Source organism: Amycolatopsis sp. PS_44_ISF1 (assembly GCF_032335455.1).
Lineage (GTDB): Bacteria > Actinomycetota > Actinomycetes > Mycobacteriales > Pseudonocardiaceae > Amycolatopsis.
This window is the reverse complement of record NZ_JANUXO010000003.1, coordinates 97,253-117,436: the sequence shown is the minus strand read 5'-3', so window position 1 is coordinate 117,436 and position 20,184 is coordinate 97,253. Positions and strand designations below refer to the sequence as shown.

Below are 20,184 nucleotides of genomic sequence, written 5' to 3'. Positions count from 1 at the left end.
CTCCCAGAAAGGGAGCGCATCCTGGGGGAACGGGGAAACCGCGGGAAATCCGGGAGGAAGCCATGGCCGGGACTCGGCACCCACACTGGCACACCGCGAGCGCGCGAGGACCGCGCGAGCGCAATGCGGACGCGGTCAGCGCGTACGCGGCGGCCGGCGCACCGGGGATCACGTTCGCGCTCGCCGACGGCGTCGGCGACGACCCCGGCGCCGCGCGCGCCCGCGCGGACCGCCGTCGCGGCCGCCGCGCGCACCCCGCCGGCCGAAGGCCCGGTCGCCGCGATCCTCAACGCCCAGCGGGCGCTGCGCGAGCTCGGCGGCACCGGCGACGCCGTGCTGGTGGTCGCGATGCCGTTCGCCGGCGGCTACCGCATCGCCTGGGTGGGCGACGCCCGCGCGTACGCCTGGCACGGCGGCATGGTGCGGCGGCTCACCGTGGACCACACGCTGGCCGAGTACTTCCGCTCGCGCCACCAGCCCTGCACGCCGCGGATGGAGCACCTGGTCACCACCAGCGTCCGCACCGCGAAGCCGCACGAGATCGGCACTTCCGAGGTGGTCGGCGGCGGGCTCCTGCTGACCAGCGACGGGGTGCACAAGGTGCTTCCGCCCGCCACCATCGACCGGCTGCTGGCCGACCCGGAGCACGGGGCGGCGGCGCTGGTGGAGACGGCCATCGCCGTCGGCGGTTCGGACAACGCCACGGCGCTGTTCGTCGAGCCGCCCGAGGTGGACCTGTCCCACGTCGTCACGCAGCGGTTTCCGGTAGCGGCCTGAGGTTCCGGGGCCGGGCCGGAAACGGCTACCGGGCGGCGTTCCGTTCACGGCGCAGCTTCCGGTACTCCCGGAAGACGAGCACGACGATGATCGCGTCCAGGGCCGCGAAGAACGGCAGCGCGATCGAACCGGTGTTGATCGCGCGGTACACCTCGTAGACGACGAAAGCGGCCAGCACCACCATCGCCACCGGGTAGGCCCGCACCCATTTCCGGGCGAGCGCGAACACCAGCGCGAGCTTGATCAGCCCGTGCGCCAGCAGGTACACCACGGCAAAGGTCTTGCTGCTGCCGTCGGCGAAGTGCTCGGCCGCGAGCTCCAGATGCCGGGCGATCGTGCCCGACGGGTCTCCCAGCAGGTCGCGGGTGATCACCGCGTGGGCGAACCCGGTGACGAAGGTCGACGGGATGAAGGCCAGGATCAACGCCCCCACGAGCTGCAACGCACCGTCGAGCCCCTTCAGCGCGATCGCGATCCGGAACAGTCTCTCGGTCGAGGCGGCCGCCTTGTCCTCACTCATCGGTCCAGCCAACACGAAAACCCCAGGCCGCGCTCGTTCTACCCCGATTTCGGCCCCACCGGAGGCGCCCGCCCCGGCTGAACGCTCGCCCATACCACCCAATTCCCCTGCTACCGCCCCAACCGCACCAACCCGGCGCGGGCCCGGGTGGGTCAGACCTCGGGGTGCCGCACCACCGCCACCGCCCGGGCCAGGCAGGCCGGACACCGCTCGTGGCGCGCCGTCCGGTCGGCCGGATCCTTGCCGTAGAAGGGAAAGCACGCCGCACCGCAGAGGGCCAAGAACACCGCGCCACTCCGGATCGGATGAGGGCCGACCTGGTGGGCCAGTCCCGCGGCCCGGCGGCGGGCGCCCGCTTCCGGCAGCCAGCCGTGCCCGGGCAGGGTGGCGAGGAGGGCGGCGTTCACCTCCTCCGACCTTCGCAGCACCGCCTGGCCCAGGTCCACCAGCCGCTCACCGAGGTCGCGCAGGGCGTCCGGGCGCGGGGATTCTTCTTCGACGGCCCGGGTCAGGAAGGCCAGGTCCCCGGGCAGCGAGGCTTCCAGGTCCCGGATCCGCTCGAACAGCCGGGTGTCGGCCGGCGACCAGTTGACCACGACGATCACTCCATTTCGGACAGTGATCGTAGTTAACCTGTCGGCGCTTGCCGACACCTGTCGCTGGCGAGCGTGATCAAGAAGGCGGGCCGCCGTGACGCCCGGGTGGACGGCGAACCGTGGCGGCGCCCCCGGCTTCCGGGTGCCCTCGGATCTCCACCGGGACAACGGTTCGGCGGCCCGGCACCCGCTCCGTTCCCGCCGGGTGGCCCGGCCGAACCCGGTCCGGGGGCCGCCCCGGTGCGGGAGCGGCCCCCGGATCCGGCTCAGGACCGGACCAGCGCGGGCGGGGCGGACTGCGTGCCCCAAGCCGTCGGCCGGTCGGCCAGCCGCACGTGCACCGTCCCCGCGTGGAGGAAGTCCTCGTTGCTCAGCCAGCTCCGGCGCAGTTCGCCCCGGCAGGTGTCCACACCGGACACGTACTGGAGCTTCGACGCGTCGGCGCCGGGCGCCTCGATGGACACCGGGCGCCCGCGGGAGGGCCGGATCTCCACCTTTTCGAACATCGGCGCGCTGAGCAGGTACGTGCCCGAGCCCGGCTGGGCCTCGAACACCCCGGCCATCGAGAACACCAGCCACGACGAGATGGTGCCGAGGTCGTCGTTGCCGGGCATGCCGTACGGGGTGTCGGTGAACAACGTCCGCGCGGCGCGCAGCACGGCCGAGGTCTTCCACGGCGCACCGGTCCACGCGTACATCCAGGGCGCGTGCAGGTCCGGCTCGTTGTTGGGGTTGAAGGCGAAGTTGTTGTGGTAGTCGTACGCGCCGTGGACCCAGGAGTCCGCGGCGGCCTTCGCCGGGTCGGTCAGCACCAGCGGCGTGTCGAAGAACGTGTCGAGCCGCTTCTCCGCCTGGCCGGCCCCGCCCATCTGCGCGAACAGCCGCTGCGGGTCCTGCTGCGCGAGCCACTGGTACTGCCACGGCGTGCCCTCGTGGAAGCCGGTCGACTGCGCCGGGTCGGGATCGCCGACGCCGGTGCCGTCCGCCGCCCTCGTGCGCGGGAACCCGGTGAAGCCGTGCGACTGGATGCTCGGGTCCCACAGCTTCGTGAAGTTGTCGCAGCGCCGGGCCAGCGTGTCCGCCTGGTCGCGGTAGCCCAGGCCGGAGGCCATGGTGGACAGCGCGCAGTCGGCCAGCGAGTACTCCAGGGTCGCGGAACCGGCCTGGCGGCTGTCGCCGAAGGTGTAGCCCGGCCGGTCCTGGTAGCCGATCCAGCCGTTGCGCACGTAGGTCGGGTTGCCGTCCCGGCCGCGGAAGATCGACTGGTCGGCCGGGACCTCGTTGACGTTCTTCCACAGCGCGTCGAACAGCTTGCGCGCGGTGCGGTCGTCGAGCAGCCCGCGGCGGTAGTCGTCGACGATCCACGGGGTGACCGGGTCGCCGCTCATCACGTTCGTCTCGCCGCCGCCGAGCGCCCACCGCGGAACCCAGCCGCCGTCGGAGTGGATCCGCAGCACGGACTCGGCCATGTCCGCGGCTTTGTCCGGGTGCAGCAGCGCGACGAGCTGGTTCTGCGAGCGGTAGGTGTCCCACAGCGAGAACATCTGGTAGTACGGCGCATCGCTGCGGTGCACCCGGTCGTCGAAGCCCCGGTAGCGGTTGTCCACATCGGACCCGACCGACGGGTGCAGCAGCGAGCGGTACAGCGCGCTGTAGTACGTGCGCTGGTCGGCGGTGGTGCCGCCGGCCACCCGCATCCGGTTCAGCTCGTCGGTCCAGGTGCGGTGGGCGGCGGAGCGGGCGCGGTCGAACGACCGGGGCTGCTCGGCCCGGCGGTTGAGCCGCGCGCCGTCGACCGAGGTGTAGGACAGCCCGACCGACGCGCCGACCTGGTTGCCCTTGGCCGGATCGAAGGTCAGCCACGCGCCCGTGCGCTTCGAGCCGAGCGACGCGTCACGCCGGTTCGGCGTCAGCTTGCCGTCGGTCCAGGTGCCGAAGGCCGAGAAGGTCCGGTCGAACTTCGCGCTGAAGTAGACCCGGTACCGCTCCTTCTGCGTCTCCCCGCAGAAGTTCCCGCCCTGCAGCCAGCCCTCGACGGTGTCCTGGCCGACCACGTGGACGTCGCCGGCGTAGGTGTAGCCGTTGCTCTCGCCGACCTCGATCAGCACGTTCTCGCTCGCCGAGCCGGCCGGGAAGGTGTAGCGGTGCTGGCCGGTGCGCTGGGTGGCGCTCAGCTCGGCCTGGATGCCGTTGTCCAGCTTCACGCCGTAGTAGCCCGGCTCGCGGGTTTCGCCGGCGTGGCTGAACTTCGCCCCGTACTGCGCCGGGTCCGAGGAGGTGACCGCGCCGGTGGTGGGCATGAAGCGGAAGTTGCCCATGGTCTGGCAGCCGACGCCGGACAGGTGCGTGTGGCTGAAGCCGAGCACGGTGTCCTGCGCGTAGTCGTAGGAGGCGTACTTCTTCAGCTGGGTGTCCGGGCTCAGCTGCACCAGGCCGAACGGCGTGGTGGCGCCCGGGAAGGTGGTGCCGTCGCCGTTGTTGCCGATCGAGGTGTCGACCAGCTTCGCCGGGTCGGCGGCGAACCGTGGGCCACGGTCGTGGGCCGCCGCGGTCCCGGTGGTGGTGGCGCCCAGCAGGCCGGCGATCGCCAAGGCGGCGAAGACGCGTTTCCGCGCTCTCATCGCGATCCTCTCGTGCCGACAACCCCGGCAGCACCGAAAGTGCTGATGATGCTGACAACGTTGTCACCGATGTGTGGCGTCGATCCTCGCCGGTCCGGACGGTCCCGTCAATCCGTCTTTGGTCGGTCGGGTGCGGCCGGCCGGGGGCGGCGCCGGACCGGGCGGCGCCGCACCGGCTCAGGCCAGGTGGGTCGGCGCTCCCGCGAGGAAGGTCGCCGTGATCGGCATGTCCCGCAGGTCGGCCGGGGAGAGACCGGCCGGGTCGGCCGCGGTGATCACCAGGTCGGCCCGGTCGCCGACGGCGAGGCCGCGGCGCCCGCCGGAAGCGGCGGCGAGCGCGTCCGCCAGCGGGATCGCCTGCTCGGGGTGCCAGGCCGGCCGGGTGTCGTCGGTGCGGCCGACCGCGGCGGCGATGCCGTCCCACGGGTCGAGCGGCGCGACCGGCGCGTCCGAGCCGATCTCCAGGCGGGCCCCGGACTCCAGCAGCGCGCGGTACGGGTACGCGCGCCCGGTGCGGCCGTGCCAGTGCCGGTCGGCGATGTCGCGGTCGTCCGGCTGGTGCGCGGGCTGCACCCCCGCGACCAGGCCCAGCGCGGCGAACCGCGGCACGTCCTCGGCGCTGAGCAGCTGCGCGTGCTCGATCCGGCCCGCGCAGCCGAGTTCGGCGAACGCGTCGAGCGCGATCGTGTTGGCCTTGTCGCCGATCGCGTGCAGCGCGGGGTGCAGCCCGTGCTCCGCGGCCCGGCGCATCAGCGGCACCAGCTCCTCCGGCGGGAGCTCCAGCCGCCCGGGGGAATCGGTCTCCGGGTAGGGGTCGTGGCAGTAGGCGGTGCGGGTGTTGAGCGAGCCGTCGACGAACAGCTTGAACGGGCCCACGCTCAGCCGTCCCCCGCCGTCCGGCAGCACGTCGCCGGTGCGGTGGCCGCGCGCGATCGCGGAGTCGAGCAGGTGCCGCGCGATCACGCAGGAGACGCGCGTGACCGGGGCCGCCGACGCGGCCCGCCGGGTCCAGTCCGCGACCGTGTCGGCGTACTCGTAGTCGACGATCCCGGTGACCCCGCGCGAAGCGGCCGCCTCCAGCGCGTCGGCGACCCAGCGGTCCTGCACCTCGGCCGGCGCGGCCGGCAGCTCGGCCGTGGCGCTCATGCAGTCGCCCTCGATCAGCACCCCGGTCGGGTGCTCGCGGCCGATCAGCTTGAGCGCGGCCGGGCTGAGCCACAGGGTGTGCAGGTCGGCGCTGAACAACGCGACGGCCCGGCCCGGCAGCGCCCGCTGCAGCAGGTCCTTGTGCGGCCGGTCCGGCCACAGGGCATCGCGGAAACCCGCGCCCACCACCAGTTCCTCGGGCAGCCCGGGGTAGGCGGGCGCGGACAGCAGCCGCTGCAGGAGCAGTTCCACGGCCTCGGCCGCCGAGTGCGCGGTGCCCAGCGGGATGCGGCGCCGGAAGCCGGCCCACTGCACGGCGTGGACGTGCGCGTCGACCAGACCGGGCAACAGCGTGCCGCCGTGCCCGTCGACCACGTGCGCGGCGAACCCCGAGCCGGAGCCGGGCTCCTCGATGGCACGGATCCGGCCTTCGTTCGCCCGCACATCGGCGAGCTGCCCGTCCAGACCGACCCGGACGCGGCGGAGCAGGAGATCATCCATCGGGCCAGCCTGCCAGGCCGGTACCCGGGAAGGGAATCCACCCGGCCCCGGTCCGGACGGGCGGGCCGGGTCCGGAACGCGGGATTCGCGGCGGCATCCCGGCGTCCGGAGCGGCGACACCGGCCGCGCCGGGCTCGAAATCCTCGAGCTGCCGCCAGTTTCACACCACGGTTCGGCCGATCATGTTGCCGCCCAACGGAACGAGCGCACTAGGCCGTTCGGCTCACAACGATTTGCGGCCGATAGGCTAAGTGTCTGATTGCTGCCGGTCGGTCCGGACTGTGTACTGCTCGGATGACAGATTCCAGATCGCCCTGGAGACGCCGGGCCGGGATCACCCTCCTGGCCACCGCTCTCGGCGTCGCCCCGATCGCCGTGCCCGCAGCGTATGCGGCTCCCGATTCCCCTCCCCCCAGCAGCAAGACGCTCGACCAGGCCGACCGCGCCCGGGTCGCCGAGGCCGAGCGCGCCGGGAAATCCGACGTCACCTTGCTCGTCGCCGCCGAACGCGGTCAGGCCGACGCGGCCGCGAACGAGCTGAAGGCGCTCGGCGGCGTGATCCAGTCGAGCGATCCGAAGCTCGACTACGTGAAGGTCTCCGTCCCGGTCGCGAACGCCGAGAAGGCCGCGAAGCTCAAGACAGTGGACGCGGTGGACGTCGACGGCCTGATCCAGCGCGACGACCCGAAGCCCGAGGGCGCGACCAGCCCGATCCCGCAGCCCGCCCCGGGGAAGAACACCCCGCGGGTCAACCCGTACCTGCCCACCGGCGACACCTACGCCGCGCAGTTCGGCCAGACCTTCGGCAACTGGGACGGCAAGGACACCACCGTCGCCGTGCTCGACTCCGGCGTCGACCTCGACACCCCCGCGCTGGCCAAGACCAGCCACGGCGAGCGCAAGATCGTCGACTGGTACAACGCCAACGCCACCGATTCCGGCGACGGCACCTGGGTCAAGCTGTCCACCCAGTCCTACACCGGACCGTTCACCGCGAACGGCCGCTCCTGGACCGCCCCGGCCACCGGCGGCCCCTACACGTTCGGCCGGTTCAGCGAGACCGCGGGCGATCTGGGCGGAGCCGGCAGCGAGACCGGCGGCGACCTCAACCGCGACGGCGACCGCACCGACTCCTGGGGCGTGCTGCTCGACCCGGTCACGAAGCAGGTGCGCGTCGACCTCAACGGCAACGGCGACTTCACCGACGAAAAGCCGATGACCGACTACGCCAAGAACTTCGACGTCGGCTTCTTCGGTACCGACAACCCGGCCACCGACGTCGCCGAGCGAATGGCCTTCGTGGTCCAGACCGACAAGCCGGGCTTCGTCAACATCGGGATCGCAGGCGCCGAGCACGGCTCCCACGTGGCCGGCATCGCCACCGCCAACGACCTGTTCGGCGGCAAGATGGACGGGGCCGCGCCGGGGGCGAAGGTGCTCTCGGTGAAGGTCTGCCTGAGCACCTCTTCGTGCACCTCCAGCGGCCTGATCGACGGCGTCTCCTACGCGGCCAGCCACGGCGCCGACGTCATCAACATCTCCATCGGCGGCCTGCCGGCGCTCAACGACGGCAACAACGCCCGCGCCGAGCTCTACAACCGCGTCATCGCCGAGTACAACGTGCAGATCTTCATCTCCGCGGGCAACTCGGGCGCGGGTGCGAACTCCGTCGGCGACCCTTCGGTGGCCACGGACGCGATCAGCGTCGGCTCCTACATCACGCGTGAGACCTGGCTGTCGAACTACGGCGCGAAGGTGAAGGCGGCCGAGGCGCTGCACCCGTTCTCCTCTCGCGGCCCGCGCGAGGACGGCGGGTTCAAGCCGGACATCATCGCGCCGGGCGCGGCCATCGCGACCGTGCCGCGCTGGGAAGCTTCGGGTCCGGTGGCGGGCACGTACCCGCTGCCGGCGGGGTACGCGATGCTGCAGGGCACGTCGATGGCGTCGCCGCAGGCGACCGGGGCGGCGGCGCTGCTGGTGAGCGCGTACAAGGCGACGCACCGGGGCCAGCGCCCGGCGGTCGCGGCACTGCGCTCGGCGATCAAGTCGACCGCGCGGTTCGTGCCGGGCATCGGCGCGTACGAGCAGGGCGCGGGTCTGTTCAACGTCCCCGCCGCGTTCACCGCGCTCTCGCTCAACCCGAAGCCGGACGCGGTGACCACCGCGGTCGAGGTGCACACCGTGCAGGCGAACCTGCTCAAGACCCCCGGCGTCGGCATCGGCATCCACGACCGCGAGGGCGTGACCGTCGGGAAGTCCTACACCCGCACGTACACGCTGACGCGCACTTCGGGCTCCTCCAACCCGGTGCCGTACTTCGCGCGCTGGGTGGGCAACGACGGCACGTTCTCCTCGGGCTCGTTCCTCCAGTTGCCGTTGAACAAGCCGGTGAGCTTCGCCGTGAAGGTGGACCCGAAGTCGGCCGGGGCGCACTCCGCCCTGCTGTACCTGGACAATCCGCTGACCATCGGGATCGACGTGCAGACCATGAACACGGTCTTCGCGCCGGCGGAGTTCACCGGGGCGAAGTTCGGGGCCTCGGGCTCGGTCGCGCGCAACACGTCGGTGAGCTACTTCGTGCGCGTTCCGCCGGGCGCGAGCGCGCTGCAGGTCGACCTGGCGGCGGGCGGCGCTCCCGGTAAGGGACAGGTGCGGTTCCTGCGGTACGACCCGACCGGGGTGCCGGTGGACTCGAACACGTCCACCAACTGCTACAACCCGGACGCCGGAGCCGGGTGCGCGGGCGGCTCGCCGACCAGCCGGACGCTGGCCAACCCGGTGCCGGGGGTCTGGGAGATCACCGTGGAGGCCCGTCGCACGTCCGATGTGGACAGTGCGCCGTACCAGCTCTCCGCTTCGGTGCTGGGCACCACGGTTTCGCCGAACCCGGATGACATCGCTTCGGCCCCGGCCGGCGCCGCGCTGCCGCGGACGTACACGGTGCAGAACACCCTCGGCGCGTTCACCGGCCACCTCGTCGGCGGTCCGTTCAGCAGCGCTTCGGTGGGGCGGCCGACCATCGCGCAGGGCGCGTCCGCGCAGACGCGGCTGACGGTGGCCCCGGGTTCGACCTCCCTGACCGTGAGCATCGGCAAGACCGCCGACGTCACGGCGGACCTGGACCTGTCGGTGTACAACTGCGTGACGGGTTCCTGCGTGCTGGCCGGGCAGAGCGCCGACGGTGATTCGGAGGAGTCGGTGACGCTGGCGAACCCGGCGGCGGGCGAGTGGCACGTGGTGGTCGACGGGTACTCGGTGCCCGCGGGCACCACCGCCTACGACTACCTCGACGCGTTCGCCAACCCGGCCTTCGGCGCCGTCACGGCCGACGACCCGTCGGTGGCGCACGCCTCGGGCACCTCGTGGACCGTCCCGGCCACGGTGACCGCCGCTTCGGCCCCCGAGGCCGGCCGCGTCCTGCGCGGCGCGCTGTCGGTGGTGACCGACGCCGGCGTCGCGATCGGCGGCGGCACGGTGGTGGTGCACGCGGTGAGCTGAAATCCTCAGTGGACGGAGGCCGTCCCGGTCACCACCGGGGCGGCCTCCGTCAGGTCCGGGCCAGGAACGGCGAAGGATCGGCCAGCACCCGGTGGATCGTCCGGCCCGCCGCGCCCAGCGTGGCCGCGTCACCGGGCAAAGTGGACGGGACCAGCGTGGGCACCGAGCCCCGCAGCCGGCCCAGCCGGGCGGTGAGCACGGAGTCCGCGGCGGGTGCGAGCCAGGGGAACAGCCGGGCGAACGCCCCGCCCAGCACGATCCGGTCCAGGTCGAGCAGGTTGACCGCCGAGGCGAGCGCGTGCCCCAGCGCCTCGCCCGCCGCGGCACCGGCCCCGACGGCGGCGGCGGTCCCGGATTCCAGCGCGGCCACCAGATCCGGCACCGAAGGAACCCCGGCGGCCCTCAGCAGCGCTTCCTGGCCCGCGTAGACCTCCAGGCACCCGGCGGAACCGCAGCGGCACGCCGGTCCCGAGGGCGAGACCACCACGTGCCCCAGCTCTCCCGCCAGCCCGTGCGCGCCGCGGAAGAGCGAGCCGCCGACGACCAGGCCCGCGCCGATGCCGACTTCGCCGGAGACGTACAGGAAATCGTCGCCTCCGGCGCCGAACCACAGCTCGCCGAGCGCGCCGAGATTGGCTTCGTTGTCCAGGTCGACGGGCACCGGCAGGCGCAGCATCGCCGCCGCGCGCACCCCCTGCCAGCCGAGGTTCGGGGCGCTGAGCACCACCCCGTCGCCGACCGGGCCGGAGACCGCGAGCACCGCGCCCGCCACGGTCAGCCCCAGCGCGGACGCCTCGTCCAGCACCCCGGTGGCCAGCCCGGCCAGCTCCCGCACCACTGTGGACGGTCGTGAGCCGCGGTTGTCCCGCTCGCGGCGCCTCGTGCGGCGGACCACGCCGGCCAGGTCGAGCAGGCACACGGCCAGGTAGTCGACGTTGACCTCCAGCCCCAGCGAAGCCACCCGCGCCCCGCTCAGCACCACCTCGACCCCGGGCCGCCCGCGCTCGCCCGCCCGCGCCGGGCCGGTCTCGGCCAGCAGCCCGGCGTCGACCAGATCGCCGACCAGCTTGGACACGGTGGACTTGGTCAGCCCGGTCAGCTCCGCGAGCGCGGCGCGGGTGAGCGGGCCGCGCCGGCCGACCTCGCCGAGCACCAGCTCGAGATTGCGCGCCCGCATCGAGTCGTGCCGCACCGCCTGCGTCATCCCCGCCCCTCCTCCCCGGCACTGTAACCGGCGGCGGCACCGCGACCGGCCGCCCCTTGACGCCCGGGCCCCCGCGTCGCATATTTAGTATATAACGTGAACTAAATGAAGGGACCGTCATGGACGCCTATGCCCCCACCCCCGAGGACAAGTTCTCGTTCGGGTTGTGGACCGTCGGCTGGCCGGCCGCCGACCCGTTCGGCGTGGCGACGCGGCCGGCGCTCGACCCGGTGGAGAGCGTGCACCGGCTGGCCGGGCTGGGGGCCTACGGCGTCACCTTCCACGACGACGACCTGCTGGCCACCGAGCCGGACCGGGAGGTCGCGGTGCGGCGGTTCAAGGCCGCGCTCGAAGCCACCGGCCTGCGGGTGCCGATGGCGACGACGAACCTGTTCACCCATCCCGTGTTCAAGGACGGCGGACTGACCAGCAACGACCGCGACGTGCGGCGGTACGCGCTGACCAAGGTCCGGCGCAACCTCGACCTGGCCGCGGAGCTGGGCGCGCAGACCTACGTGGTCTGGGGCGGGCGCGAGGGGTCCGAGTCCGACGCGGCCAAGGACGTCCGGGCCGCGCTGGCCCGCTACAAGGAGGGCCTCGACCTGCTCGCCGAGTACGTCGTGGCGCAGGGCTACGACCTCCGGTTCGCGCTGGAGCCCAAGCCGAACGAGCCCCGCGGCGACATCCTGCTGCCGACCATCGGGCACGCGCTGGGCTTCATCTCGCAGCTCGAGCGCCCCGAGCTGTTCGGCCTCAACCCCGAGGTCGGCCACGAGCAGATGGCCGGGCTGAACTTCGTGCACGGCGTGGCCCAGGCGCTGTGGCAGGGCAAGCTGTTCCACCTCGACCTCAACGGACAGCACGGGCCGAAGTACGACCAGGACCTGATCTTCGGGCACGGCGACCTGACCAGCGCGTTCTTCCTGGTCGACCTGCTGGAGCAGGGTGGTTACCCCGGTCCGCGCCACTTCGACTACAAACCCCTGCGCACCGAGGACCCCGAGGACGTCTGGGTCTCGGCCGCGGCGAACATGCGGATGTACCTGATCCTGAAGGCCAAGGCGGCGGCGTTCCGGCAGGACCCGGAGGTGGCCGAGGCCCTGGCGGCTTCCCGGGTGCCGGACCTGTCCACCCCGACGCTGTCACCGGGCGAGACCCTGGACGACCTGGCCTCCGACGAGTTCGACGTGGAGGCCGCCGGAAAGCGGGGCTACCACTTCACCCGGCTGAACCAGCTGGCCCTGGAGCACCTGCTCGGCACCCGCTGAACCCCCGGCGCCCGGGCCCGGGCCGCGATCCGGGTCCGGCCGCTCCGCCGGCGCACCGGCGAAAACCGCGCGACACCGGCGCCTCCCGCTTTCTACACTCCCGGCAACGCGTTGACGGAGACGAGTAGCGCGGGGAGCACGCGAGCACCAGAGAGCCGCCGGTGGTGGGATGGCGGCCTCGCGCCCCGGGCGAAGACCCTCCCGAGTGCGGGGAGCAACGACGGCCGCGGCCGTCCCATGCCCCGCCGGCCGGCCGCCGTGACCCGGCCCGTCGAGGCCGCCGGCTCCCCCGGCGGCGAAGGTGCGGTGGTACCGCGAGTTCCCTGCTCGCCCGCACCCCCAAGGGGTCGACCGAGCACGCTCCGGGAGAGTGATGGTGTCTCGAACCCTGGTGGCCGAACTGCGTGAGCACGCGGGCGCCACCGTCAAGATCGCCGGCTGGGTGCACCGCCGGCGCGAGCTGAAGTCCGTGACCTTCGTGGTGGTCCGGGACCGGTCCGCCCGCGGCGCAGGTGGTGTTCCCGCACCGGCTGGCGGTGGCCGGGGAGACCGTGGTCGAGGTGACCGGGCGGGTGACGCTCACCTCGCGGGCGCCCGGTGGCGTCGAGCTGACCGAAGCCGAGCTGACCACGATCGCCGAACCGTCCGCGCGGCCGCCGTTCGACCTGCACCGGCCCACCGTGACCGCCGGCCTGCCGTCCATACTGGACAATGCCGCCTACGCGCTGCGGCATCCGTTGCTGCGGAGGCGGTTCGAGGTCGCAGCGGCGAGCGTGGCCGGTTTCCGCCGCACGCTCGACGGACTGGGCTTCACCGAGGTGCACACCCCGAAGCTCGTCGCCACCGCGACCGAGTCCGGCGCGAACGTCTTCGCCCTGGACTACTTCGGCCGGCCCGCGTACCTCGCGCAGTCGCCGCAGTTGTTCAAGCAGGCCCTGGTCGGCGTGTTCGAGCGGGTCTACGAGGTGGGCCCGGTCTTCCGCGCCGAACCGCACGACACCGCGCGCCACTTGGCGCAGTACACCAGCCTCGACGCCGAACTCGGCTTCATCCGCGACCACCGGGACGTGATGGCGGTGCTACGCGAGGTCGTCGCGGGCATGGCCGCGGCCGTGGCGCCTCTGGCCGAGGTGCCCGACGTGCCGGGCGAGATCCCGGCCGTCGACTTCCTCGCGGCCCAAGCGCTCCTGGCCGAGCACACCGGCGAGGACCCACGCGGCGAGCCGGACCTGGCGCCCGCCCACGAGCGCTGGCTCTCGGACTGGGCGCGGCGCGAGCACGGTTCGGATTTCCTCTTCGTGACCGGCTACCCGATGGCCAAGCGGCCGTTCTACACTCAGCCGTCACCGTCCACTCCGGACCGTTCGAACAGCTTTGACCTGCTGTTCCGCGGTCTGGAGCTGGTCACCGGCGGCCAGCGGCGCCACCGCCACGCCGAGTACCTGGCCGTCCTCGGTCAGGAGGCCGCGAACCACGCGGACTACCTGGCCGCGTTCGCCCACGGTCTGCCGCCGCACGGCGGTTTCGCGATCGGCCTGGAGCGCTGGACCGCCCGGCTGCTCGGACTGGCCAACATCCGCGAGGCCACGCTGTTCCCGCGTGACCTGCACCGGCTGCGGCCCTGAGCCCGAAGACGTTCGTCGGCGCCCGGCAACCTGGTGTCACTTCGCGGCGAAGGCCCACGGCCCGAGCGCACCCACCAGCGAGGCCGGCTCCGGCAGCTCGGCCAGTGTCGCGGCGCCGACGAGCTGGTTCGTCCTCGGGTGGGAGCCGTACTGGCGGGCCGGTAGGTCGAGCACCGTGTACTCGCTCATCGACAGTTCGTGGTCGCGCTGCAGCCGGTCCTCGATCCGCGCGACTTCGCCGAGGCGGAGCGGGCATTCACGGACGAGGACCGGACGACCTCGTCGCCGGGCGAAATCCTGGCACACCAAGGAAAACGTCGCCGGCCTACGGCTTGATCGCCACCCCGCCCAGCATCATCAGGTTCAGGTCGGTCAGCGGGGTCATCCGGGGACCGTCGGGCCACCAGTCGTGCAGGTGGGCCAGGCCCGGGTCGAGCAGGTCGAGGCCGGTGAAGAACGACTCGATCTCGGCGCGGCTGCGGTGGAACGTGGCCAGCGGGGTGCCCGCGAACTCCCGGTCCAGGGTGTGCGCGAGGGCCTGGCGGGGCGGGTCGTCCGGGGGTTCGTACTGGTGGGTGAGCAGCAGGTACGAACCGGGCGGCAGTTCGTCGACGTAGCTGCGCACGAGGTAGCGCGCGCGGTTCAGGCTCTCCACGTGGTGCAGGATCGAGCAGAGCAGCACCGCCACCGGGCGGTCGAAGTCCAGGTGCCGGTAGACCACCGGGTCGCCCAGGGTGGCCCCCGGGTCGGTCAGGTCGGCGCCGGTGATGTGGGTGTGCTCGTTCTCCTCCAGCACGGCCCGGCCGTGCACCTGCACGACCGGGTCGTGGTCCACGTAGACCACCTCGGCGCCGGGGCGGTGCCGCTGGGCGACCTGGTGGGTGTTCTCCTCGGCGGGCAGGCCCGAGCCGAGGTCGAGGAACTGGTCGACGCCGCGCTCGGCGGCCAGGTGGCGGACCACCCGCACCAGCCAGGCCCGCTGCTCCCGGGCCATGAGCTGGGCGTCCGGCGCGATCTCCAGCAGCCGGCGCAGCACCTCGCGGTCGTCCTCGTAGTGGTCCTGACCACCGAGCAACGCATCGGACAGCCGAGCCAGGTTGACCCGGCCCGCGTACGGCCGGGCCGGGCGCGCGGCCCCGGAAACCAGGTCCCCAGCCGTCATCCGGCGCCGCCCCCCTCACTGCCGCCCGCGGGGCCCGGTGTGGCCGGCGACGGACAGTGCACAGAGTACGACACCGGGTGGACCGGGAGAACCCACTCCCCGCAGCCAGACCTACCTGCAGTAACCGGCTCCCCCGATCAGGAGAAGGCCAGTTCTGCCCAATGCCCGCCACCGTCGGTCGTGCGGTACACGGCGGAGCCGCCGGCGTCGGGCGCGCCGTCCACGACCACGCCGGTGCCCGCGCCGGGGAAGTCCAGGTCCGTCAGCTCGAAACCGCGCTCGCTCAGCTCCAGCGTGCTCCAGGTCCGGCCGCCGTCGGTGGTGTGGTGCAGGAACCCGACGCCGCCGCCGACGGCCGCGACCGTCGCGTCGTCCGCCGTCGCGGCGGCGAAGCCCTGGGTGATGCCGGTGGTCGGCGCCGGCTCGGTGCCGGTGAACGGGCCGCCGAGCTTCGGCGCGCGCCAGATCGCCCGCTCGGACGAACCGGGCTGCGGCTGGCCGCCCCCGCTGTTGCACAGGACGAGCACCTGGCCGTCCTTCACCCCGCCGAGCACCGCCACGGTCCCCTGCGGGCACGGGCGCCGGGCCGGGGTGAAGGCCACGCCGTCGCCGGAGGTCCAGTACTTCTCCGTCCGGTAATCGGCGTCGAGGGCGATCTGCAGGCCGCCCCGGGTCGACACGTCACCACTGGTCAGCCCGCCGGTGACGGCAAAGCCGGGCATCGGCACCAGCACCGGCGCCCCGGTGATCCCGCTGTAGACCGCGGTTTTCACCGTGTCGTCGCCGTAAGTCGTGATCACCGCGAAGACGCGGCCGCCGGACTCGGCGATCTTCGAGACGTACCGGCGCTGTCCGGCGTCACCCGCCTGCCGCACCGGCAGCCAGTGCCGCCCGCCATCACTGGTCACGACGATCCTGGTGCCGTCGGTGACGTACCGTACTTCGTCGCCGAACGCGGTCAGCCGGACCTGGTCGTGGTTGTCCGGCAAGGAGATCGGCGGCGCGGGGAGCCGGCGCCAGCTCGACCCGCCGTCGGCCGTCTCGATCAGCGACGGGCACCAGCCGGGCGTCCCGCAGTCGGTGAAGCCGAGCACCAGCCCGTGCTCCGCGCTGCTCCAGGAAGTCGACGAGGGTTCGAAGCCGGCGGGCACCACGGACCCGGCCGAAGCCGGGGAGGCGATACCGAGCACACCGAGCACGGCCGCCGCGAGGGCCGCCAACCGAGTGGGTTTCATGCCGGGCAGACGTGCGGAACGGGGCGAGGTTGCCTGGTGAAGATCATCGGTTCCGCATCGGTCCGGACGGACCGGAGGGCGACCGCTCGGCCGGGTGGCTTCGAGACCGGACCCCGGGTAGTCTCCTCCGGCCTGCTGGGCGAGACGGAGGTGCGGGGCTGATGTCCGATGCGGACGCTGCGGACGCGGGAACCACCGCCAGGCACTTCGGCCTGGGGTCGTTCGGTCCCGCACCCTCGGTGGTCGCGGGCCGGTACGAGCTCGGCGAGCGGCTCGGCGAGGGCGCCACGGCGCGGGTCCACCGGGCGCACGACCGGGTGCTCAACCGCACGGTCGCGGTGAAGCTGTTCCACCCCGGCACGGTCGAGCTCGGCCGGGACCGGCGCGCGCAGGAGGTGCAGGCGCTCCAGGCGCTCCGCCACCCGGGTCTGGTCCGCCTCTACGCCGCGGGCACCGACGAAGGCCACGCGTACCTGGTGATGCAGCTGGCCGAAGGGCCGAACCTGGCCTCCCGGCTGCGCGGCGGCCCGCTCCCGGCCGGCGAGGTGACGGAACTGGGCGCGCAGCTCGCCGAAGCCCTCGCGCACGTGCACGCCCACCACGTGACGCACCGGGATCTCAAGCCCGCCAACATCCTGCTCACCGGCGGCCAGGCGCTGATCGCCGATTTCGGGGTGGCGCGCCTGGTCGACGCGACCCGCGTGACGGCGAGCGGGGCCACCGTCGGCACCGCCGCCTACCTCGCCCCCGAGCAGGTGCTGGGCGAACACCCCGGCGCGCCCGCCGACGTCTACGCACTCGGGCTGGTGCTGCTGGAGTGCCTGACCGGCGCGCGGGAGTACGAGGGCACGCCGGCCGAGTCCGCCGTGGTCCGGCTGCACCGGCAGCCGCACGTGCCGGACGATCTGCCGGAAGGGCTGGCGTCGACGTTGCGCGCGATGACCGCGCGCGAGCCGGAGCAGCGCCCCACGGCCGCGGCGGTGACTCGCGCACTGCGGGGCGACGCCGGTGAAGCTCGGGCCTTCGCCGGCCTGCCAGGCGGTGAGTCCGGGTCCGGTGGTCGGACGCGATCCACCAGAACCCGGCTGTTCGCCGAACCGTGGCGTCGGTTGCTCACGGGGTCGCGGCGCCGGCGGCTGGCGGTGTTCGCCTCGGTGGCCACGGTGCCGGTCGTGCTTGCGGCCGTCGGCGCCGCGCTGCTGCTGAACCTGACCACCGCCGACCCGCCCGACGACGCCGGTCTCGAACCCCCGCCGGCCCCCACGGTGAACGCTCCAGGAGTCGCGCTCCCGGCCCCGCCCATCCCGCCGACCGGCACCCCCCACCGGCCACCGATGGCAAGGGGCCAAGCCGACCACAAAGCCCGGCACCAGGCCCGGCGCTGGCCCAGCGGACCCGGTCCCCGGCACCACGGTAAAGCGCCCCGGCGAAGGTGACCTCGCGCGGCGCACCGTTGGCCCCTCAGCGAAGCTCGGTCCCGCTCCGGATCCGCCACAGCATCACCACGGCCGTCTCACATCCGGCCACCGGCCGGGAGATCCCTTGTGGACACTCCACTCAGGACGGATGGTCGTCGGTCTCCCCCGGCTCGGACGGTTTCCGATCGGCCGGGACCGCCGGGGCTCGAGGTGGACCCGGATCCTCCGCGGTGTCGGGCCGATCGGCCGGATCCGCCCGGGCCGGCGCACCGAAGTGGTCCCGGCACCGCTTGCCGTAGCGCCTTGCGTGGGCCGTCATCACGCCGCCCCTTCCCGGTTCCCGCGGTGGACCCCACCAGGGTCCCCCGCGGCCGGTGGGGGCGCCAGCCCGGCTTCGCCGCTCAGCCGACCGAGTGGCGGCCTTCGGCGAACTCCTCGACGATCTTCGCGCAGAAGGCGGGCAGGTCGTCCGGGTTGCGGCTCGACACCAGGCCCTGGTCGGTCACCACTTCCTGGTCGACCACGTTCGCGCCGGCGTTGGCCAGATCGGTGCGGATGCTGGGGAACGAGGTCAGGGTGCGCCCGCGGACCACGTCCGCCTCGACCAGCGTCCACGGACCGTGGCAGATCACCCCTACCGGCTTGCCCGCGCGTACGAAGTCGCCCGCGAACGCCACCGCGGCCGGGTCCTGGCGCAGGTTGTCCGGGTTCATCGTGCCGCCGGGCAGCAGCAGCGCGTCGTAGTCCCCGGCCGAGACCTTGGCCACGACCCGGTCGACCGGGAACTTGTCACCCTTGTCGATGTCGCCGTTCATCGCCTGGATCTCGCCCTCTTCGAGCGACACCAGCTCGACGGTGGCGCCCTCGGCCGTGACCGCCTTGCGCGGCTCTTCCAGCTCCACCTGCTCGACGCCGTCCGCCGCCAGGATCGCGACCTTGCGGCCCGCCAACGTGTTACCCATGATCTGTTCTCCTCCGGTGGTTTCCCCGCCCGGGTACCCGCCGGCCAAACCGCTCAACCGACCGCGGGCGCGGCCTCGATGGCCAGCACCGCGATGTCGTCGTGGCCGGAGTTGCCCAGCCACTCGCGGACGGCTTCGCGCAGCCGCCGCACGACCTCCCGCGCGGGCAGGCCGGCGCAGCCGGCGAGCACGGTGAACAGCCGCTCGTCGCCGAACAGCTCGGCGGACTCGGTGCGGTTGCGGGCTTCGGTGACGCCGTCGGTGTAGAGCAGGCAGACCTCACCCCGGTCGAGATGGGTCACGGCCTCGGCGAAGCGGGCCTGCGGGGAAATGCCGACCAGCGTGCCGGGCACGCTGACCTCCTCGACCGTTCCGTCCCGGCGCAGGATCAGCGGCGCCGGGTGGCCGCCGGAGGCCAGCGTCAGGTCCAGGCCGGAGTCCGCGGGCACGACCGAGCCCAGCACCAGCGTCGCGAACCGGTTGCTGCCGCCCGCGATGAGCAGTTCGTTGAGCAGGCGCAACAGGGTGCGGGCGTCGCGCTCGACCAGGTGCAGCGCGGCCAGCGAGTGGCGGACGCGGCCGGTGAGCGCGGCCGCTTCGGCCCCCTTGCCGCAGATGTCGCCGACGACCAGGAAGGCGCTGCCGTCTTCGCGGCCGAGCACGTCGTAGAAGTCGCCGCCGACCCCGAGCACGCCGCCGGCCGGTTCGTACCAGATCTCGAACCGCGCGCCCTCGACGTCCGCGGGCGGCTGCGGCCGGAGCGTGGACTCCAGCCCGCGCGTCGCCTCTTCCTGCCGGGCGTACCGCTGGGCGTTCGCCAGCGCGGTCCCCGCGGCTCGGGCGAACAGCGAGGTGGCGCGGGCCTGCCCGGCGCCGAACCCGGGCTCGCCGCGCCGCCCGATCAGCACCGCGCCGGTCACCCCCGCGCTGCCGCCGACGCCGAGTGAGACCGCGGAAACCTCGGCAGCGCCCGAAAACCGCTCGGCCACCACCGCGGGCAGCGCGCTCACCTCCGCCTCCGGCACCGGCTGCGTCTCGGGCGGGCCGACCGCGGCGAAGGTTTCGGCGACCACCGGCGCGAGCTGGGCCGGGACCCGGCGGATCCGGCCGTGGCCGGGCGCGGCGTGGTCCTCGGCGCTCCACCACTCCCAGCGGCCGCGGGTGGTGGGCAGCAGCACGAACGCGCACTCGCCGAGCGCGGAGGCGGCCAGCTCGGCGATCAGCCGCGCGGTGCCGTGCCGCCCGCGCGCAGCAGCCAGCCTCGGCCCGGCTTCGGCCAGGAACTCCTCCGGGCGTCGCGGGCTTTCGTCGACGACGGTCCAGGCGTGCCAGCCTTCGGGCAGGGCGCGGACGTGGGCCGCACGCCGGCGGCCCGCGGTGTCGATCCGGCCCGTGGTCTCGGTCACGCTCACCAGCGCCGGGTCCGGGCCGAGCGCCCGGGCCGCGGCGTTCGCCCAGCGCAGCGCGCCCGCGGGGTCGGTCACGAACACCGGTTCACGCACGTCTTCGAGCACCGGCCGCCAGAACGCGCCGTATTCGGGCAGCCCCTCGGCCGGGGCGCCGGGTGGCCGGGCCGAGGCCGGAGCGGGCCGTGACACCATGCACGAACCTCCTGCCTCCGGGTCGACCTGACTTTCCTGGTTCTGCCAGG

The 20,184-nt window shown here is 73.3% G+C and carries 14 protein-coding genes and 1 pseudogene; 5 read left to right on the top strand and 10 right to left on the bottom strand.

The window, feature by feature from the left end; translation table 11 throughout:
• The first annotated feature begins 62 nt into the window (after positions 1-62).
• A pseudogene (locus NYF13_RS26915) lies at positions 63-777 on the top strand (PP2C family protein-serine/threonine phosphatase).
• Positions 778-802: 25 nt separating this feature from the next.
• Here the strand turns inward: NYF13_RS26915 and NYF13_RS26910 are convergent.
• The 4 genes from NYF13_RS26910 to NYF13_RS26895 all read right to left on the bottom strand — a co-directional run bounded on the left by NYF13_RS26910 (position 803) and on the right by NYF13_RS26895 (position 6,161).
• Positions 803-1,297: a DUF2127 domain-containing protein gene (locus NYF13_RS26910; protein WP_315660540.1), complete on the bottom strand. Its 495-nt coding sequence runs from the start codon at positions 1,295-1,297 to the stop codon at positions 803-805.
• Positions 1,298-1,449: 152 nt separating this feature from the next.
• A complete protein-coding gene (locus NYF13_RS26905) occupies positions 1,450-1,893 on the bottom strand; it encodes a hypothetical protein (protein ID WP_315660539.1) in 444 nt (147 codons plus the stop codon).
• 266 nt (positions 1,894-2,159) lie between these two features.
• Positions 2,160-4,514: a GH92 family glycosyl hydrolase gene (locus NYF13_RS26900; protein WP_315660538.1), complete on the bottom strand. Its 2,355-nt coding sequence runs from the start codon at positions 4,512-4,514 to the stop codon at positions 2,160-2,162.
• A gap of 177 nt (positions 4,515-4,691) precedes the next feature.
• A complete protein-coding gene (locus NYF13_RS26895) occupies positions 4,692-6,161 on the bottom strand; it encodes an amidohydrolase family protein (RefSeq protein ID WP_315660537.1) in 1,470 nt (489 codons plus the stop codon).
• 294 nt (positions 6,162-6,455) lie between these two features.
• On the opposite strand from NYF13_RS26895, the gene NYF13_RS26890 reads away from it, so the two are divergent.
• Positions 6,456-9,659 carry a S8 family serine peptidase gene (locus NYF13_RS26890; protein ID WP_315660536.1) on the top strand — a complete coding sequence of 1,068 codons (3,204 nt, stop codon included), beginning with the start codon at positions 6,456-6,458 and terminating at the stop codon, positions 9,657-9,659.
• Between the two features lie 49 nt (positions 9,660-9,708).
• Here the strand turns inward: NYF13_RS26890 and NYF13_RS26885 are convergent, their stop codons facing one another.
• A complete protein-coding gene (locus tag NYF13_RS26885) occupies positions 9,709-10,863 on the bottom strand; it encodes an ROK family transcriptional regulator (RefSeq protein WP_315660535.1) in 1,155 nt (384 codons plus the stop codon).
• A 119-nt stretch (positions 10,864-10,982) separates the two neighbouring features.
• Between NYF13_RS26885 and xylA the strand changes: the two genes are divergently transcribed.
• Together xylA and aspS are read left to right on the top strand one after the other, a co-directional pair.
• The gene (gene xylA, locus NYF13_RS26880; protein WP_315660534.1) at positions 10,983-12,131 is read left to right on the top strand and encodes a xylose isomerase; all 1,149 of its coding nucleotides are present in this window, start codon (positions 10,983-10,985) and stop codon (positions 12,129-12,131) included.
• A 515-nt stretch (positions 12,132-12,646) separates the two neighbouring features.
• Positions 12,647-13,756, top strand: coding sequence for an aspartate--tRNA(Asn) ligase (gene aspS, locus NYF13_RS26875; protein WP_315660533.1), 1,110 nt, complete (start codon positions 12,647-12,649; stop codon positions 13,754-13,756).
• A 36-nt stretch (positions 13,757-13,792) separates the two neighbouring features.
• Here aspS and NYF13_RS26870 read toward each other — a convergent pair whose 3' ends face one another.
• The 3 genes from NYF13_RS26870 to NYF13_RS26860 form a co-directional block, all read right to left on the bottom strand.
• A complete protein-coding gene (locus NYF13_RS26870; RefSeq protein WP_315660532.1) occupies positions 13,793-14,062 on the bottom strand; it encodes a hypothetical protein in 270 nt (89 codons plus the stop codon).
• Between the two features lie 19 nt (positions 14,063-14,081).
• A complete protein-coding gene (locus tag NYF13_RS26865) occupies positions 14,082-14,918 on the bottom strand; it encodes an SAM-dependent methyltransferase (protein ID WP_315660531.1) in 837 nt (278 codons plus the stop codon).
• A 137-nt stretch (positions 14,919-15,055) separates the two neighbouring features.
• Complete coding sequence (locus tag NYF13_RS26860) at positions 15,056-16,153, bottom strand: hypothetical protein (protein ID WP_315660530.1); 1,098 nt, start codon at positions 16,151-16,153, stop codon at positions 15,056-15,058.
• A gap of 161 nt (positions 16,154-16,314) precedes the next feature.
• On the opposite strand from NYF13_RS26860, the gene NYF13_RS26855 reads away from it, so the two are divergent.
• On the top strand, positions 16,315-17,589 hold the full coding sequence (locus NYF13_RS26855; RefSeq protein WP_315660529.1) for a protein kinase domain-containing protein: 1,275 nt from the start codon (positions 16,315-16,317) through the stop codon (positions 17,587-17,589).
• Positions 17,590-17,972: 383 nt separating this feature from the next.
• Here NYF13_RS26855 and NYF13_RS26850 read toward each other — a convergent pair whose 3' ends face one another.
• Positions 17,973-18,533 (bottom strand): type 1 glutamine amidotransferase domain-containing protein, encoded by a 561-nt coding sequence (locus NYF13_RS26850; RefSeq protein WP_315660528.1) that lies wholly within the window; start codon positions 18,531-18,533, stop codon positions 17,973-17,975.
• 53 nt (positions 18,534-18,586) lie between these two features.
• Positions 18,587-20,134 (bottom strand): PP2C family protein-serine/threonine phosphatase, encoded by a 1,548-nt coding sequence (locus NYF13_RS26845; protein WP_315661252.1) that lies wholly within the window; start codon positions 20,132-20,134, stop codon positions 18,587-18,589.
• Positions 20,135-20,184 lie beyond the last annotated feature (50 nt).